Annotated in this window: 17 protein-coding genes and 1 pseudogene; 7 read left to right on the forward strand and 11 right to left on the reverse strand. The window is 45.7% G+C overall.

All coding sequences use genetic code 11. The features are described 5' to 3' along the window. Window positions 1-830 (reverse strand): tyrosine-type recombinase/integrase (locus C508_RS0116575; RefSeq protein WP_018704694.1); only part of this gene is annotated, 830 nt, incomplete at its 3' end. After that, complete coding sequence (locus tag C508_RS19990) at window positions 814-1,257, reverse strand: helix-turn-helix transcriptional regulator (RefSeq protein ID WP_018704695.1); 444 nt, start codon at window positions 1,255-1,257, stop codon at window positions 814-816. The genes C508_RS0116575 and C508_RS19990, both read right to left, overlap by 17 nt. Before the next feature lie 184 nt (window positions 1,258-1,441). On the opposite strand from C508_RS19990, the gene C508_RS0116585 reads away from it, so the two are divergent. The 4 genes and pseudogenes from C508_RS0116585 to C508_RS0116600 form a co-directional block, all read left to right on the forward strand. Continuing rightward, on the forward strand, window positions 1,442-1,636 hold the full coding sequence (locus C508_RS0116585; protein WP_018704696.1) for a hypothetical protein: 195 nt from the start codon (window positions 1,442-1,444) through the stop codon (window positions 1,634-1,636). 39 nt (window positions 1,637-1,675) lie between these two features. After that, the gene (locus tag C508_RS0116590; RefSeq protein ID WP_018704697.1) at window positions 1,676-3,982 is read left to right on the forward strand and encodes a phage/plasmid primase, P4 family; all 2,307 of its coding nucleotides are present in this window, start codon (window positions 1,676-1,678) and stop codon (window positions 3,980-3,982) included. Window positions 3,983-4,185: 203 nt separating this feature from the next. Continuing rightward, window positions 4,186-4,413 (forward strand): hypothetical protein, encoded by a 228-nt coding sequence (locus tag C508_RS0116595; protein WP_018704698.1) that lies wholly within the window; start codon window positions 4,186-4,188, stop codon window positions 4,411-4,413. Window positions 4,414-4,437: 24 nt separating this feature from the next. Continuing rightward, window positions 4,438-5,343, forward strand: a pseudogene (locus C508_RS0116600) (phage major capsid protein); the annotation flags it as partial. A 50-nt stretch (window positions 5,344-5,393) separates the two neighbouring features. Here C508_RS0116600 and C508_RS0116605 read toward each other — a convergent pair. Then, entirely contained in the window at window positions 5,394-5,666 is a 273-nt protein-coding gene (locus tag C508_RS0116605) for a hypothetical protein (RefSeq protein ID WP_156817668.1), read from the reverse strand. Between the two features lie 163 nt (window positions 5,667-5,829). Here C508_RS0116605 and istA point away from each other — a divergent pair, with 163 nt between their 5' ends. Both istA and istB read left to right on the forward strand, forming a co-directional pair. Next, window positions 5,830-7,290: an IS21 family transposase gene (gene istA, locus C508_RS0116610; protein ID WP_156817669.1), complete on the forward strand. Its 1,461-nt coding sequence runs from the start codon at window positions 5,830-5,832 to the stop codon at window positions 7,288-7,290. Beyond that, a complete protein-coding gene (istB, locus tag C508_RS0116615; RefSeq protein ID WP_018704702.1) occupies window positions 7,287-8,039 on the forward strand; it encodes an IS21-like element helper ATPase IstB in 753 nt (250 codons plus the stop codon). Before istA ends, istB begins: the two co-directional genes overlap by 4 nt. On the opposite strand, the gene C508_RS0116620 is transcribed toward istB, so the two are convergent. The 3 genes from C508_RS0116620 to C508_RS0116630 all read right to left on the reverse strand — a co-directional run bounded on the left by C508_RS0116620 (window position 7,983) and on the right by C508_RS0116630 (window position 11,461). Next, window positions 7,983-8,504: a hypothetical protein gene (locus tag C508_RS0116620; protein WP_018704703.1), complete on the reverse strand. Its 522-nt coding sequence runs from the start codon at window positions 8,502-8,504 to the stop codon at window positions 7,983-7,985. The genes istB and C508_RS0116620 overlap by 57 nt on opposite strands. A 457-nt stretch (window positions 8,505-8,961) precedes the next feature. After that, window positions 8,962-9,921, reverse strand: a complete 960-nt coding sequence (locus C508_RS19705) for a protein NO VEIN domain-containing protein (protein WP_245553748.1) — start codon at window positions 9,919-9,921, stop codon at window positions 8,962-8,964. 58 nt (window positions 9,922-9,979) lie between these two features. After that, on the reverse strand, window positions 9,980-11,461 hold the full coding sequence (locus tag C508_RS0116630; RefSeq protein WP_018704705.1) for a DUF8370 family protein: 1,482 nt from the start codon (window positions 11,459-11,461) through the stop codon (window positions 9,980-9,982). A 257-nt stretch (window positions 11,462-11,718) separates the two neighbouring features. On the opposite strand from C508_RS0116630, the gene C508_RS0116635 reads away from it, so the two are divergent. Continuing rightward, window positions 11,719-12,798 carry a hypothetical protein gene (locus C508_RS0116635; RefSeq protein ID WP_018704706.1) on the forward strand — a complete coding sequence of 360 codons (1,080 nt, stop codon included), beginning with the start codon at window positions 11,719-11,721 and terminating at the stop codon, window positions 12,796-12,798. Between the two features lie 37 nt (window positions 12,799-12,835). Here the strand turns inward: C508_RS0116635 and C508_RS0116640 are convergent, their stop codons facing one another. From C508_RS0116640 to C508_RS0116660, 5 genes are all read right to left on the reverse strand, one after another. Further along, complete coding sequence (locus C508_RS0116640) at window positions 12,836-14,176, reverse strand: TRM11 family methyltransferase (RefSeq protein WP_018704707.1); 1,341 nt, start codon at window positions 14,174-14,176, stop codon at window positions 12,836-12,838. Window positions 14,177-14,412: 236 nt separating this feature from the next. Continuing rightward, window positions 14,413-14,859: a recombinase family protein gene (locus C508_RS0116645; protein WP_018704708.1), complete on the reverse strand. Its 447-nt coding sequence runs from the start codon at window positions 14,857-14,859 to the stop codon at window positions 14,413-14,415. Continuing rightward, complete coding sequence (locus tag C508_RS0116650) at window positions 14,801-15,823, reverse strand: recombinase family protein (RefSeq protein WP_018704709.1); 1,023 nt, start codon at window positions 15,821-15,823, stop codon at window positions 14,801-14,803. Before C508_RS0116650 ends, C508_RS0116645 begins: the two co-directional genes overlap by 59 nt. A 10-nt stretch (window positions 15,824-15,833) precedes the next feature. Next, a complete protein-coding gene (locus C508_RS19080; protein ID WP_018704710.1) occupies window positions 15,834-17,036 on the reverse strand; it encodes a recombinase family protein in 1,203 nt (400 codons plus the stop codon). Window positions 17,037-17,272: 236 nt separating this feature from the next. After that, window positions 17,273-17,524: tyrosine-type recombinase/integrase (locus tag C508_RS0116660; protein ID WP_018704711.1), on the reverse strand; the 252-nt coding region annotated here is incomplete at its 5' end.

The following is a 17,524-nucleotide window of genomic DNA, read 5'->3' on the forward strand; positions in this document are numbered from 1 at the left end:
GTATAGAGCAGCATGGCAATGGCTCTGCCCACCTGTGGATTGTTCGGCCCGTCTAAAATACCAAGAAGCTGTCTGCAGCCATCGGCATCCAGAAACAGCTTCTCTTTTTCATCCCGCTTGGGCGAGGTTGCATTTGTCACTGGATTCTTGAACATAATCTCCTTTTTGACAGCTGTGGAGAAAATGGGAGACGTTGCTGTCCGCACTCGGATAATCGTCTGCGGGTCTAAGCCGCCGCCACTCTTTTCCAGAGCGAAGGCATCCTTTAGCTTTTTCCCGATTGCCGTCGCGATTTTCTCAGCAGTCGGCTTGGTGACCGCAGTCCCACGAGCCGCCTCCCTCAATGTGGGCATCGTCACGCCTGCCTTTCTTGAAGTGGGACGCCATGAGCCTTTCGGCAGATAAGCGGGGTCTTTCAAGCGGTAGGTTTCAGTCGTTCTGCCGTTTTTGAGCAGAAGATTGAACAGTTCATCAATCCTTGCTGTGGTTACATCCTTCAGCTTCAGATGGCCGATGTAGGGAAGGACATACAAATCAATCAGTTTCCGATTGCCGTACATGGTATTTTCCTTCAGCTTGTGCGGCGCGATCTGCTCGTAATACCAATCCACAAGTTCCACAAAGCGAATGTTCTCGTTCATATTCGCCATGCCTTGGCACTTCTTCTCAAATTCGTGAGCAAAGGCCAGCGCCAGCTTTTCAGCCTTGCCGGGAGTAACGCCTTCCGGCGGCGTGAATGTTGTGGTCTTTCTGATTTGGCGTCCTTTGAGATCATAGCCAAGGGACACCATGATGCGGAAGGTATCGCCCCGCTTATTTACACTCGGCATCGTCCTTCACATCCTTTTTCAGTCGGATATCTACCGAAAAGCCGCTTGCCGGGAGCAGAGTTTCCTGCTCATGGCATCTAACCATTTCCGCGCGGATAAGGCTCTCGACAGCAGCTTTGCCATATTCATCAAGCCTGAGGTATGCGGTCACCGTTTCATTGAAGCTGTCTTCCGCTGCCCACACGCCAAGCTGCTCAATGTCCTCCTCGGTCATTTTCGGAGAAGAAGCATCGTTGGAGTAGCCTAAAATGTAGTCGATGCGCTTATCGAATATTTCGGACAACTCATTGAGCGTTTCAAAGTTCGGCTCCCGTTTGCCTGTTTCCCACATGGCAACTGTGCCTTTGGATACACCCATCGTTTCGGCAAGCTGAACCTGCGTAATGCCTTTTTCAGTACGAATTTCTTTCAGTCTATCAGCAAACATTTCTATCACCTCGCAGCTTTATATTATCACTAACTGTTAACCCAGTCAAGCGACTTATAACATTTTGTTAGATTGTTTTATGGCGTATCGCTTCCTTGGATAACCTTCTGTGAGATTAACCATTGAATTTTCTCACCGTTCGTTATATAATAATGTATAGAAACTCACGGAAGGAGAGAATTTCATGGAACACAAAAAACCGACCATGCTGACGATCAGAGAAACCGCAAGAACGGGTATTCTCCCCGAACACGCACTCAGACTGCTCCTCAAAGCGGGAAAATTGCCCGTCATTTATGTAGGCAAAAAAGCCCTCATCAATTACGACAGGCTGTGCGAGCAGCTATCTGCCCTTGGCGCAAATGGCTTTGAAGGCTAACTATGGCAAACACATTCCGCGAAGAAAGGAGGGAAAGCGATGTACGACAACCTGCCGCAAAGCCTAAAAACCACAGGAAGTTTCTGCGGCTATAAGCTGGAACAGCGCGATGGCAAGCCGACCAAGGTGCCCTACGATATGCGTACCCGAAGCCGGGCGCAGTCCAACAACAAAGGCACCTTTTGCGATTACGCCACTGCCATTGCGCAGGTAGGCAGCTATGACGGTCTTGGCGTGGGCGTGTTCGACGGTTTGTCTGCCATTGACATCGACCACTGCGTCAAGGCGGACGGAACGCTGACTCCGCTTGCTACGGATGTGGTAGAAACCATGGACAGCTATGCGGAACTGAGTCCCTCCGGCAAAGGAGTACGCATCTTGTTCTCCGCCGAAGGCTTCGAATATGATAAAGCCTTCTATTATATCAACAACCGGAAAATCGGCTTGGAAGTATACGTCTGCGGTGCGACAAACAAGTTCCTGACCGTCACCGGAAACGTCCTTCGCGCCCGCAATATCGAAGAACGCAGCGAAGCGCTTAGGACAGTGCTGGACAAGTACATGAAGCGTCCGAAGCCAATAGGAACCGCAAAGCCGAATACCGGAAAATCTTATCTCTCGGACACATCGGTGCTGGAGAAACTCGCACAGTCCAAGCAAGCCGAGAAATTCTGCAAGCTGTGGAACGGAGACATTTCCGGCTATGACAGCCCAAGCGATGCGGATATGGCGCTGGCGGGAATCTTGGCCTTTTGGTGCGGCGGGGATGTCCAGCAAATGGACAGGCTGTTTCGGCAGTCCGGCTTGATGCGCGGCAAATGGAATCGCCCGCTGTGCGGCTCCACCTACGGCGCATTCACCTTGGGTAACGCTGTGGCGCTGGCTGCGGAATTTTATAAACCCATCGCCGGGCGCTCGGCTTCCGATGATTTTAACGACACCGTCCAAGACTTGAAAACCCTGCGGCCCGAAAGTAATGACCGATATGCCTGGACGGACATCGGCGCAAGCCGCCTGTTTGCCGACTGCTACCAGTCTGTGGCCCGCTATGTGCCGGAACGGAGAATCTGGTACTGCTATGGCGGCGGCATCTGGAAACCGGATACGGGAAACCTCAAGGTAATGGAACTATGCAAAGAACTGGCCGATGCGCTTCTCATCTACGCTGTGGACATTCAAGACGAGCGCCAGCGCAATGCCTTCATCGACTACTGCCGCAGGTGGCAGCAGCGCAAATACCGCGAAGTGGTGCTAAAGGACGCGCAGGGGGTTTACCCCATTGCTATGAGCGAGTTTGACCGCGATCCTTTCATCTTCAACTGCGCCAATGGAACGCTGCACCTTGACACTATGGAATTTACGCCCCACGCCAGTGAAGATCGGCTGACGAAAATATCCCCGGTCAAATATGACCCCGTCTCTCGCTGCGAGCGCTTTGAAGGCTTTGTAAATGAAATCACCAGCGGCGATGCCGACAAAGCAAGGTTTTTGCAAAAGGCTCTTGGCTATGGCATCAGCGGCGATACCCGCTATGAGTGCCTATTCGTCCTGTATGGAGCGACCACACGCAACGGCAAGGGTACGCTTTGCGAAAGTGTGCTAAGGGTACTCGGCAGCTATGGCTGCACCGCAAGACCGGAAACCATCAGCCTAAAGAACAATACGAATAGCGCCAATCCTTCCGAGGACATCGCCCGGCTCGCCGGAGTGCGGTTCGCCAATATCTCCGAACCCAGCCGGGGATTGGTGTTGAATGCCGCGCAGGTAAAAAGCATGACAGGCAACGACACCATCAATGCCCGTTTCCTGCATGAGAATTCCTTCGACTTCGCGCCGCAATTCAAGCTGTACATTAACGCCAACTACCTGCCTGTGATCAACGACATGACGCTTTTCTCCAGTGGGCGTGTGATCATCATCCCCTTTGAGCGCCATTTTGCCGAATCCGAGCAGGACAAAACGCTAAAGCGGGAATTCGCCAAGGCAAAGAATCAGAGCGCCATCCTCAACTGGCTGGTCAAGGGCTACCGTCTCCTTGCCGAAGAAGGCTTTACGCAGCCGGACTCAGTCAAAGCCGCCACCGACGCTTACCGCCACGACAGCGATAAGATTGCCCTGTTTATGGAAGATGCGCTGGAGAAAGACCCCAACGGTGAAGAACGCACTTCCTCGGTCTACTTCCGGTACCAGCGCTGGTGCGCGGAAAACGGCCACTACACCGAGAACATCAAGAATTTTAAACAGGCGCTCATGTCCACCGCCACCGTCACCCGCCGAAGACCACGCGAGGGCGGCAGTGAAACCACACTTTTAATTGGCTATAAGCTGCACAGCGAATTTCTCTAAAACACACCTTGTCGCAGGTTGTCGCAGCAAAAACAGGTTGTTTCAAAAATCGCTTCTCGTAAGGGATGACCTATTTTACTTGCGACAACCTGCGACAAAGCCTAAAAGTCCTTTATTTTAGCGGGTTTTGAGGAGTGCGTCGAAGTGTGGCTTTACGATAAAAAACCATGTGATATTCAGAAAAAAGTAAGGAGGTGAGCAAAATGCAAATCAGCCAAGAGCAGGAACGATACCTGTGGATTGGACTGGACTTGGACAACTTTGAAGTAATCCGAGTCCTGCCGCAAAACGTAAAAGAAGCCGCGATCATTATGCGCTGCAAGCATCCCGACTGGGGAAAGCTTTGGTGCATTGAGCATCGCGGCTCCGGGCAGTATTTCGACACCTACGCGCAAATGCTGGACTACTGCGCCGCCCGTCAATGGGCCTAATCTAAAAAATGTCAGGAGGAAAACAATATGATGAACTACACCTATGAACACAATTTCTGGAACATGATGCGGGGCAAAAAAGCCGACCTTCCCGTCTTGTCGAGCAAGGCCGTTAGCGCCGATTCGTATATGCCGCCCGATGAGTTTAAAGCCAAGTTCGACCAGGCGCTGGCCAAAGACAACGTATTCCGCAGGCTCGCCACTGTGGTCAACACCACCTCGCCGGACGGAACTATCCAAGCGGTCACCTCCACCGGGACAGCAGACTGGGTAGCAGAGGGCGCGACGATTCCGGAAAGTTCCGATACCATTCTGCCGTTTCCGGTCTATTCCTACAAGCTGGCCAGCCTTGTCCGGCTGAAGAATTCCTTTGTAAGCGATAATGCCTTCGACCTTGAAAACTATCTCGTAACCGCTTTTGCCAGACGTTTCGGCAGAGCCGAGGAAGCGGCCTTTCTAAACGGCACAGGAACCAACCAGCCCACCGGATTACTCAGCGGCAGCGGCGCGGAGGTTGGCGTTACGGCGGCAAACGCGACTGCCATCACCTATGACGAACTGACCAAACTCTACTTCTCGCTGAAAGCCGAACACCGCGCCAACGCCGTATTCCTCATGCATGACGATACCGCAATGGCGCTGCGGACGCTAAAAGACAGCGTAGGCAATCCCCTGTGGAACGCCGAGCGCGAAACCATCTTCGGCAAGCCTGTCGTCACATCGCTGGCTATGCCCGCCCCAACAACAGGTAAAAAGGCGATCGCTTTCGGTGATCTCTCCTACTACTGGGTAATTGAGCGCCAGCCGCTGACCATTAAGCGATTGAATGAAATGTATGCTGTTCAAGGGCAAATCGGCTTCACAGCCTATGAACGTCTGGACGGCAAGCTGATTCTGCCGGAAGCGGTCAAGGTATTGCAGATGGCCTAGAAAAGCAAAAAAGCAGGAGACGGTGCCACCAAAGCACTGCCTCCTGTTTTTTACTTCTTTCTGCGGAACGCGCCATCGCCATCGAGGTTGTGGAGCAATATCTTCCGCGCCATTTTATACTCGCCCCCGATAAAACCAAGCCGCAGGAGAAAGCAGCGGAAGGCGTATTTGTCGTTGTCCGTTTCCACCGTTTGAGCAATCGCCCACTTTAGCGCTCTCGCCATATCGCACAGCTTGTCGACAAACTGGGTATAGGCGTTAATCTCGTCCGGCTCTGTGGTCTTGGGGAACCAAGGGAAGCTGACCGTATCCCCGTTGATCAAAGGCATCGGGACTGTTTAATATAGACTAAATATGGCGAAAAAAATCGTGTCGAAATCCGAAAAAGAGCATTGGGAAATCCGAAAAAGATTACGCACCACAAATCACGAACTTCTTTATCAGGCACTGCTATGATGAGGAAGGGAGAAAGGAACGATGCTCTCCATGGATCAAATCGAAACGATCAAAGAACTTCAACTGCGAGGATTAAGTCCTTCAGAAATCGCCCGCAAATTATCTGTAGACTGGAAAACTGTTGTCAAATACATGCAGCAAGAATGCTATTCGCCTAAACCGCCAGTAGTTCGCCTCACTGAGTCCAAACTCGACCCATGGAAACCGGTCATCGATGGCTGGTTGGAAGAAGATCGGAAAACACGATACAAGCAGCGGCACACGGCAAAACGAATCTTCGACCGGCTCAATGAGGAATGTCCCGGGTTTACCGGCTCCTACCCGATCGTTCAACGTTATGTGAAGCAGGTGCGGGAGGCTAAAAAACAGTCGCCCGGATTTCTTGAACTGGTCTGGCCGCCAGGTGAATCGCAGGTCGATTTTGGCGAAGCCGACTTCGACACGCTGACAGGACGAATCTCGCGCAAATATCTTTGCGTTTCCTTCCCGCATAGCAATGGCGGTTTGACTCAGGTCTTCGGCGGGGAAACGGCGGAGTGCGTCTGCCAGGGACTGCAGGATATCTTCGAATCCATCGGCGGCGTTCCCACAAGGCTGATCTTTGACAATGCCACCGGCGTTGGCCGCCGGATCGGCGACCAGGTACGATTGACCGAACTGTTCCGGCGGTTCAAGGCGCATCACGGATTTGAGCTGTCGTTTTGCAACCCAGCCTCCGGCCACGAAAAAGGCAATGTGGAACGCAAAGTGGGCTATATCCGGTCCAATCTGTTTGTGCCGGTTCCCTATGTTGACGACTTGCCGATATTTAATCGTCGCCTGCTGGAGCAAGGGCAAAAGCTGATGCAAAAGGCCCACTACAAAAAGCAACTGCCAGAAGAGACTCTGTTTGCGACCGACAGGGCGGCGCTTTTGCCGCTGCCGCGCCAGCGATTCAATGTATGCCGTTATGAATACGCGCGGGCGGATGGTTACGGCAAGGTCTGTCTGGATGGAAAACATTACTACTCCACTACGCCGGAATGGGCCGGACAAAGTGTTTTAATCGGCATTCGGGCCCACACCATCGACATTCTGCGTGCGGACGGTAGTGTGCTGGTCAGTCATCTTCGCAGTTTTTCCAGCGAGCGCAGTGACCATCTTGATCACAGCACCAGCTTGGCTCTGCTGCTCAAGAATACGGGAGCCTGGCGAAACAGCGGACTACGCAGTACCTTTTCGGAGCCTTTGAGGCAAACCTTGGATGAACAAAGCCGCACCGACCTCAGAAAGAGCCTGCAACTCTTGTCCACATTGTCGGATCGTTACGGATTTGACACTGCAATGCAGGCGATGGAAGAAGCCGTGAAACGCGGCAGCCTGAATTTGTGCGATACAGCAGTGCTGGCGGCAAGACTTGCTGGGTATGGGCTGGATACGCCTCCGGAACTGGGGCCGGATCTTGCGCAGTATGACCGACTGCTTCGGGTCGAAGGCGGTGAAATACAATGATTACTGCCAAACAGCGGGAAGAAGTGCGGGCAGAAATTACAGCGTGTTGCCGTCAGATGATGCTTAGCCGCCGGATTGTTGAACTGTGTGAACAGGAAGCCACTCCAAAACAGGAAGAGTTTTTGCACCGAGTTTTGACGGAAGAAGTTGCGGCCCGGGAGAAAAGCAGGCGACAACGCCTGATGCAACGAGCAGGTTTTCCGGTTTACAAAACTTTTGAAGACTACGACTTTCGCGGCATAAAGTTTCCTGCGGCTCTGACCCGGGAAGAACTCACCAGTTGCAGCTTTGTAGCAGAAAAGAAGAATCTGGTGCTGTTTGGCCCGGTCGGCACCGGAAAAACCCATTTGGCCATCGCTCTTGGCGTCAAGGCTTGTGAGCAGGGCCTCAATACAAAGTTCGCCTCAGTGACGGAGATGGTGCTGCGTCTAGCGGAAGCAAGGCGCGCCGGCACATTGGAGCGGCTGGTACGGGAATTGCAGAAACTGGACCTATTGATTCTGGATGAATGGGGCTATGTACCGGTGGACAAAGAAGGATCGCAGCTGTTATTCCGGGTCATTGCCGACAGTTATGAAAGCAAAAGCCTGATTTTGACGACCAACCTTGAATTCTCCAAGTGGGGCAGCATCTTCACAGATGACCAGATGGCGGCAGCCATGATTGACCGACTAGCCCACCACGGACACCTACTACTGTTTGAAGGGGAAAGCTACCGCATGAAACATGCCCTCATGAGGCAAAAATGACCCGCGATTTTTTTCGGATTTCCGAAAGGTGAATTTCGGATTTTTGCACGATTTTTTTCGGAATTTCGCTTGACTAAAAACAATCGGGACATCCACACCGAAGGCTCTGCCGAACAGAGCGCCCTTGCTTTGAGCCAAGCGGCTTAAGTTGTTCAGCGCCTTGTCGGTAAAGCTGCCCTTGGGCATCGAAACCACAAAGCCGCTATGCTCTTGGTCGGCATTGTCCTCCGCTTCACCGACAAAACCTTGCTCAGCCAGATAGGTCAGCAACCGTTGGACGGTTTCGCTATCCACCTCGCTACCGATATGGAGCGTACCCTGCCTGTCCAGAAGGCACCCGCCGATTTCATAGGCGTAGCTTGGGACGCCTTGGTAGCGAGCCACTGTGTTTAATACTTCGCTGACCGCCTGCGCTAATTTTTGGCGTTCTTTTCCTTTGACGCTATAGGGAATCTTCAATTTCATACGTAGCACCCGCCCTTCTGCTTTGGTTACTACATATATGCCTCTGATTGACACAGATAGCAAGAAGATTATTTTTGATAAAAGGGAGGGGCGGTTTGATTCTCTGCCGCTTCTCAGCAGGAGAGCGCGTCCGGCCTTTCGCGTGAATTTTTCAAAAATCAAAAATCAAAATTAAAACATGCAGTAGTTTTACAGAAAAATACGGCTAAAACCATCAGATTTATAAGTTTTTTCTATGTCTTTTTCTGCGCCCAGCGGTACTATTCAGCGAAATAAAAACCCCCGAACCACTAAAAATACTGGCTTTCGGGGGCAAACGGGGTATCCCCCCTGCGTAATTCTGCGATTTTTCGCGTGAAGGGGGGCGGCGGTCTGGGGGGGGTAAAGGCCGTAGAGATTTGATACCCCCTACCGGGTCAATATCAGCTGTGCCGCCCACTGATATTTAAAAAAATATTTAAACATAGCACTTAGCGGAAATAATCTGATCAATGATCAACTCGTCACCATCTTCATTCAGCCACGTATTCTTTTCACTTGAATATGAAAACACATGAAGTGTTGGATTTACGGTGCACTCCGTTACAACACACAGCCTATAACTTTCCCAATAATCATTCATCTTTTTATATTCGTTAGGAGTTATCTCAACAGAAATATTTTCACCAGATAATCCTTTTACCTCTATCCTTAATATCGTTTTTTTGTGAATAGCTTCTAAGTCCCAACCTAAATTCTCTGATTCACGGGAAGTTACAATAAATCCTCTTTCCGTATATTCTCTGGTAACTTCCGTAATGGCTATACTCTCAATTTTTTTCTTCGCTTGAGCATCAGTTTGGCGCGAAAAAGATTTATGCGACCTCTTGCTTTTTATTTTTTCATACTTTTCGATATGTTGCAAAACGTCTTTTTTAAAGCCTAACATTTCAGCACTATCTGCATACCAGATATTGGACTGTCCCATACCACCTTTTACTCTTCTTGGAATAACAGGAAAAGAAAATCTCTCGTCAACACTTAGCAACGTAGCATTTTCAGCATTGGCAACGGCATAGTATCCAATATATTCATCCCTAAATTTTCTTTCTTTTAGTTTTGTTTTCTGATAGTCCTTAAAAAACGTTGCTTCTTTGTACCAACCGACTATATATGTTCCGCCATCTTTGTGTGTTGCCGTAAAGATCACCAAAACGCCATCAATGTAGTCATCATCTTCACTTGCACCCAATCTTCGAAGGTTATTAAATCCCCCCGGCTGTGCGTACCCATAAACTTTACCTTGTGTTTTTTGGAAATTGAAGATTTCATGCCCATAACCATATTCTTCAACGTAGGAGCCGCCACCATGAATTTCTTTATCATTGCCTAATAGACCTTCGTAACGTTCCATCCATGCAGTATTCAAAAAAATCATTGGTATCACGGACTCAGCCCCTCTCTTAAGCGCGTTAAATCTTCCAGAAGCAATAACATCAAATTGTTACATTCGAAGCCGAAGGCTTATTATTGCTTGCATCTATCAAAACAATATCTTTACAGCTTTGCAAGCCCAATTCAGTTAAAACAGCTGATACTTTTTTGTATTCATCATCCGAAAAATACAGTATCACTTTGATAGCACGTTCGGTACAATTTGCTTTTTTGTACACTTCAACCTGCTTTGCAAGGTTATTTTTCAATTTGCTGTTAGATGCAAGCTTAAATTCTACAAGCGTCGCATTCGCCGAACCTTTGGATATCTTAAAATCAACAGGCCCCCGTCCGTTATTTACCTCGCGGTTCACATCCATTTCGCTTGCAAACCAGACAAGACGATACATGACTTGCAAATCACTTTCTCGCTTAAGCGGCTTTCCACTGAGATAAAAAATGCGATATCCATCCATATCCTCAATAACCGATTTCAAAAACATCACTCGGTTATAGGCTTCCTGGCGTGAATCAACTTCCGCTTTATAAAAATCCGTCCTATCAACAAGCAGTTTAACAAGTTCTTGAAGCTGTGTATTGAATAACTGTTTAACCTGCTCCACAACCTGTTTGCTAATGGACGTTGCTGTTGCTTCGTTGTCTTCTTTATATTTTATGTAATAGTCAATAAGTTCGGGATTCTCCAATATGAGTCTAGCAGCAGCCTTATCCTTCTCGGTCTGAGACATTTCTTTCTTTTTCTTTGAAAGAACATCCATAAAATAATTATTCAGTTCAAACCGCAAAGAATCGTTCTCCACAGTCGAAGCAATATTCCTTAGATTGCGCACCATATCGGTTCTATTAATAAATGTGTCATCTCGGGTTAACAAATCCCTCGGTGTTAATAAAACATAATCGTCATTGAAACAGGGGAGCAAATATTCCTTTGCTTTCCATGTCATAGTATCATAATTGAACTCAACCTTGGGAACGTTAAACTTTTTGCACTGACTTGCATCCAAATACTCGGTCGCAAAATCCGAAGTATATTTCAATAAATACTGTTTAGCAAAATTCGTTGTGAAGTCGCTTATTTTATCTCTTCCAACCAAATGGCTAATCAGGCAAAGTTTTTCCAAGTGGGGACTTCTCGTGATTTTTTCTTTGCCAAAATCCTTAAAAACAGTCTGTAATCCTTTATGTAAATTTAAAGCGAAGTCTTTACCCAAACCACGCCCGGAATTTCCATCAAGACTGAATCCTAGCCACGTCTGCTTGACTTCCGAGAAAATGTACCACGAAGACATCATCCCGGCAGGTGCCTCAGGATATTTTTCTGCTTGCATTTGCAAAAAGAGCAGATACGAGATAATTTCCCGATGTATTTCTTGATATTGCTCCTTTTCGCTGTTAAAGAGTAGGAATGGGTCAATAAAAAGTGGCAAATCGTTAATGAGGGAAATATTAACTGCTCCATAGGACTCAACAACATCCTCGTCAACTCCAAAAAAATCAGAAAAGTAAAGCCGTAGATCGTTCATTTTATCCCCTCGCTTCTCGTTACGAAACTAGCGCAGCTAACGCATATATTGCATCAAATTAACCTAACTCAGTTTTCATTCGTGAACATCTTTCCTATACCTATACCTATACCGTGGCCTATCTCTTCATTAGTGGTAGCATAGTCCACTATGAAATATTCACAATAGACAGTATATAGGAAAATATAGTAAGATTAAAGAGTGTGTCAGTTAAAATGTCTGAATATTTTTCCACTATGGCACTAGGAGGGTAAAAAATGATAATTGATATGGCAACTGAGTTACGTGAATTTCCCTATCTAACGAGTCTCTTTAAATACATCGAGTCATACAATATTATGGGACACCAAATCGGTCGCAAAATTGGTGATATGCTAGAGATTTTAACGATGGGGATGATATATCGCAATCCTCAGCTGTTACGCCATCTGGATACAGAAGGGAAGCTAGAAGGTTATACAACAGCAGGGCATAAAGTTGAGTTTGGTTTTTTCGATAATCCTCTCACAAAAGACCGTTTATTTGGTTCGATTGAGTGTAAATGTGTTGGGGTGGAGGTAACCAAATCAGGTAGTAACGGGCGACACTTACGAAGGATTGGTATTGGCGATTCATTTTCAGTATCTTTTTCTGCAAGTCGTACACAAGCAACTCACAACATAAGTATTTCCCTGCGCGAAGTCAATAACAATCAAGCTTCAATCGAATGTGGCACAGAAGTAATAGCTATGCAGACTGGTGATTCCATCAGAATAGCTATTGATGAACATAATAATCTTACGATTGTTTCGCCAAGAGCTACGTTGTATAATACAGTTCCTGGCATAATACGCAAATGCAAAATAGTAACTTTAGATAGAATCGAAAACAATCACGCTGTCATATCTCTTTGGGATTGCTTAACTGGCCCACAAACAATTGAAAAAGCAAAACAGGCATCGTTGGTTGCAATGGATATTAGACGGAAGATAGATGGGCATTGGGGAAAAGAAGATATTGCTGAAGAACAAAAAACGGTCATCTCAATTTTAGTATTATGTGAGTTTTCGCATTGGGAGTCGAAATCCAGAAATGTTATTAGAACTTGTATTGATCATAACTTGATCGTACCCGATGCAATAATGATAAATGCATTTCAAGAGTTTGAGCAAACATTTGGATTTGAAAATATGCAACCTAAAATAACAAAAAACGAATTCAGCCGCTCTGCTGATGTTAGAGATGCTGTCTTTAGAGTAATTGAAAGATACGAAAATCGCATTCTTTTTGATATAGAATCAAATGCTTATGTAGACTTTTCCTATGACGCCGGAAAATTAAGATTAACAGCGCTATAAAATAGGCCGCTAACCCAGCGATGGTTAGCGGCCTATTTTATGGTTTGCGCAAATACAAGATGGCATCTTTTTTACCATCTTTACTTTCGTTATAATCAGCCTTGTGTTTATAGGCGTATCGGCCCAGCCCATAACTTGTAGTTCGGTATACTATTCGGTCTACCTTAAATCCAATTTTCTCTGCACATTTTATAAATATTTTGTGCACACTAAATAATTCTTTATTAATCGTACAGTCTCCAATAACGACACAGCATAAACCATTCGGTTTTAGATTTTCATATATTATTCTATATGCATCTACGTTGTGCTGGAAGTATGAATTGATCAGTTTGTCTGTAGAAGCAGGGTAGGATTTAATCTCTGATTTTTTTATTGAAGAATAGTCCATGGTTCCGTATATTTCGCTAAACCCGACGGACCAAAGGAATTTCAATCTGTAAACCGGTATGTAGTCAAAACAGTTTAAATAGGGTGGATGTGAAATAACTAAACCTAACTTCTTATGATACTCATTGCTTAGTGAAGAAATAATTGAATTCACTTTTGCAATATCAGTATTACTGGATACAAAGGAGCGCGATGCCAGATTATGATTTGTGACGCTATTCCAAGATTGCATAGTATCTATCATTTCATTCACTTTTTTCATATATGCTTCAATTGGTCTTCGCAATTTCTTTTTCTGGTTTACATGTGGTCGAACTTCAGCATCATATGCACGAGAAACTCGCCTAATAATAGCAAAAAAGGCAAGAGAAAAAAACTCCCTATTCTTATCTGATGGAAGTCGTAATATAAAGAATTTAATTACAGAAAGTTCAAAGATAGATTCGGATGAAAACCACTTTTCAATATCAGGGAATTCAAGATAAATCTTTTTGTTGAAATTTTCAATTTCTTCACTATGGTCACTTGCTTTTTCAGCAATAAGAGTAATTTGTTCAATATCACTTGGTAAATATGCATTTATATCTTTTACAAGCTTTCCCCAAATAGTCTTAAGTAGAGAAACATCGTAATTATATGTTTTGACATTAGAAGCCAATACAGCAAATGGATTTATGTCAAGTCCACCCGCCTCAAATCCCGCTAATTTTGCCTCGACTAACGATGTTCCGGATCCAACATAATTATCAAAAACAAAATCTTCTTCAGGATTAATCGAGCCTTCAGATAAAAGAGTTTCAATAATATGACGACCAATTTTCGATGGAAATTTACCGTAATAACGAAAATAGTCGTGTGTAAGATATGCAAGTTCAGAAATTGTTTCTTTCACTTCAAGTGTTTGAGTATCGTATTGTTCTATTACATCAAATGACATAACCGATCTATAGTCATCAATCGTATTATTGGTATAATTGTTCCAGTCCATAACTCCTCCCATAACCCCCAATATTTTCATGACGCTTCATGAGTATTCTTGAAGCCTATTGAAGGATACCAAACCTTAAAGAAATTGTCAAGTAATAACTCTTTATTAACCCATTATGCCTGTGACACAAGAATTCACCACCTCATGCTTACTCAGCCAGGGGGAAAACAGTTTCGTATAACCTCATTCAACACCGTTCAATAAATTCAAACACCAGCCAAACACCAAGTGCTCATCTATACCCCGACAAACGCCCGTATCATCGGCTTTCTTCGAGTATAGGCGTTTATGTTTTCAAAAAATACAGCAATATTCTTTTCCTTCAGTTGACGTACATACTGAAGGCAGTCTAAAGTATTGCGCGCAAATCGACTGATTGATTTTGTCATGATCATGTCAATCTTCCCCGCCATACAGTCATCAATCATCTTGTTAAACTCTGCCCGCTTTTTAGTATTCGTGCCACTAATTCCTTCATCAGCATAAATGCCTACAAATTCCCACGCAGGATTATTAGCGATTAGGTTGGAGTAAAACTTGATCTGCGCTTCTAAAGAGCTAAGCTGATCTTCGTTATCTGTTGAAACCCGGCAATACGCACACACTCTGGTTTGGGCAGTCGGCTCAAGTCCTCTGAGCTCTTTGAGCTGTTTGGCGGGTATAACTTCTACTTTCTTTCGCATTTTTCACCGGTCCTCTCATTGGTTTATATTTTCGATGTACTTCAGTGCCGTTTTTAAGAATCAGCTTCAGCTCACCTGGTTCGAGAGCTACAATCTCTGCAAATACTTCTTTGAACCGCTCGATATCTAGTTTTGTCATCTGCAGGGGATGCTTCTCAAAATGCTTTCTAATTTTCTCGGTTGCATAATCTGTTAAATCCAGCGGAGCAGCCTCCCAATCGCTTGCCGTCCGCTTGCTAATCAACACATTCAAGTCGTTTTGTAGTTCCTGTAACCTGGCTTCATCGGCGGTCCTCATCTGATCAATTGTTTCTTTAATCAATAGCTCCAATGATTTATCCGCGTCAGTCAAACAAGTTTTTGTATTGGGAATAACTTTCTCCTCAATCCAGTCCCTTCGAACCTTGTTGTAAGCTTCAATACAAACCACCTCTAGCATCTCTTCATAAATATTACCGCTCGCCTTACATTTCCCCTCATTTTTAAGCCTATAGTTTCGGCATCGCCAGCTTGCCTTTCTCGTACTACTGTTTTGCCGTTGCAATCCTCTTATATAATTGCTGTCGCAACTTCCGCACTTGATAAAGCCGGAAAATGGATACATTCTTTTTTCATTACAGCTTTCATGCCTTGTAGCAATCGCTTTATTCTTCTCTTTTTGGCGTACATCTTGGGCCGCCTCAAATATTTCCCGAGCGAGAATCATCGGATACCGGCTGTCATTTCCCAGATACCTTTCATCCGTTAAAATCTTGGAAACCATGCTGTATTGCCATGCACAGGAGTCGCCGCGCGGCCGCATAATTTTATGGTTTATTAGATACCAGGTGATTGCGTATCGATTCATCCCCTGAATGTATTTTTGATAAATCAGTCTCACAACCGCGGCTCTTTCTTCATGCACTTCTTTCTTGCCACGGAAATTCAATTTATAGCCATATGGATACGAAGGAACTGATGCCATGCTCATCACCTCACACTTTATCGTCGCCGCGCTGCAATTTATATCGTTCTTCAAGTTCCATGCCGTTTTTCAGTCGAAACACAATGCATTCGCGCTCCTTGACTATCAACTTGTCCACAATGGTTTCAAAAAGTTCCTCGTCAAAACTCTCTATGGGGTTATCTATCCCTTCAAAAAACGATATAAGCTCATCAGTTTGTTTTACCCTCTCGTCCTGGCCTTCGATTTTTTGAATAATGCTGTTGCGTTCTGCTCTCCGATTTCCAAGTTTGCCGATTAATTTCTCATGTTCAATCCGCAGAATTGTCTTGTCTGTCACCCCTTTCTCATATAGTTGCAGCAATACATGTTCTTGCTTTAGCAAGCTATCAATTTCAGCGTTAATATCGTCAAGCTTGCCACCGGAAATTTTAGCATGGCTAACTAGTCTGAGTGTGGCAGAAAAGTTCGCTAACAGATGTCTGTTCATTAGCAGCTTATTGAAAACACGGACGAATAACTTCTCAATAGTGTTGTTTTTTATCGGCCGCATATCACAGGTAGTCACTCGCCGCTCGATATAGTTAGCACATCCCCAAAACCCCTTCCTGAACGGGCTGGCACAGTTATGAATCTGGTGCCTAAACCCTCTGCCGCAATTGCCGCATACAATCTTGTGGCTAAAAGGATATCTTGTTTTATATTTCCAAGCCATCTCCGGGCTATAACCTTTCCCGCGCGCGCGTTCAGCAAGCAGTTCTTGAACTAGTTCAAACTTTTCTCTTTCAATAATTGGCTGGTGGTTATCCTTGATATAGTACATCGGCGCTTCGCCCTTATTTGTCTTTCTCTTGAACGTAATGTTGTTGGCAGTGACGGTCTTTTGCAAAAGAGCATCACCAACATATTTTTCATTTTTAAGCATTCCTAAGACTACTGAAGGCTGCCACCTGATACCACCTGACACATTCTTAATCCCATCTGCTTCTAAATCTCTTGCAATAAGCGTTACCCCCTTACCGGATATGCTTTCATCAAATACCCTGCGGACAATAACCGCCTGTTCTTCATTAATAACAAGCCCGCCTTTGCCATCTCTGTCATAGCCCATAAAGCGTTCTGTCACTAAATGCAGTTTGCCTTGCTTAAAGCGTTTTTGATTGGACCAGCGGATATTCTGCGAAGTAGATAGTAGTTCTTCTTCGGCAATGGAACTTAAAATGGTGAGAATCAACTCACTTTCAGCGCTTAACGTATTAATATTTTCTTTCTCGAACCGTCATGGCTTGCACCAACATCGTTTAGCAAAGTTTGAAAAGTGCCGTTTCATGCGGGTTCGTGGACTATGGCACTGTGTATCGTATAGTAGCGTAGAGTAGCTTTTTACCAATTTAAACACAAAATAAACACCAGCTTTTTCGGAATTCTGTAATAGTCCGAACCGGCTGGTGTTTTCTGTGCGTAATACCATTATTCTGTGCATGGCCTAAATTGTTCCGTATCGAAGGTCAGCGCTTGGCTGATTGCCTCAGATGCCTTGGCTTTTGTCGAGTTAAAGATGTGCGCGTAAATATTCTCCGTTGTCAGGGTATTCTTATGGCCGAGATGCTCGGAAATCACCTTTACCGGAACGCCCATATTAATGAGCAGGGAAGCATTGGCGTGTCTGAGATCGTGAACGTGCAGGTCGGGAAGTCCGTTGGCTTTCAGCAGTTTCTTAAA

The organism is Anaeromusa acidaminophila DSM 3853 (assembly GCF_000374545.1).
Lineage (GTDB): Bacteria > Bacillota > Negativicutes > Anaeromusales > Anaeromusaceae > Anaeromusa > Anaeromusa acidaminophila.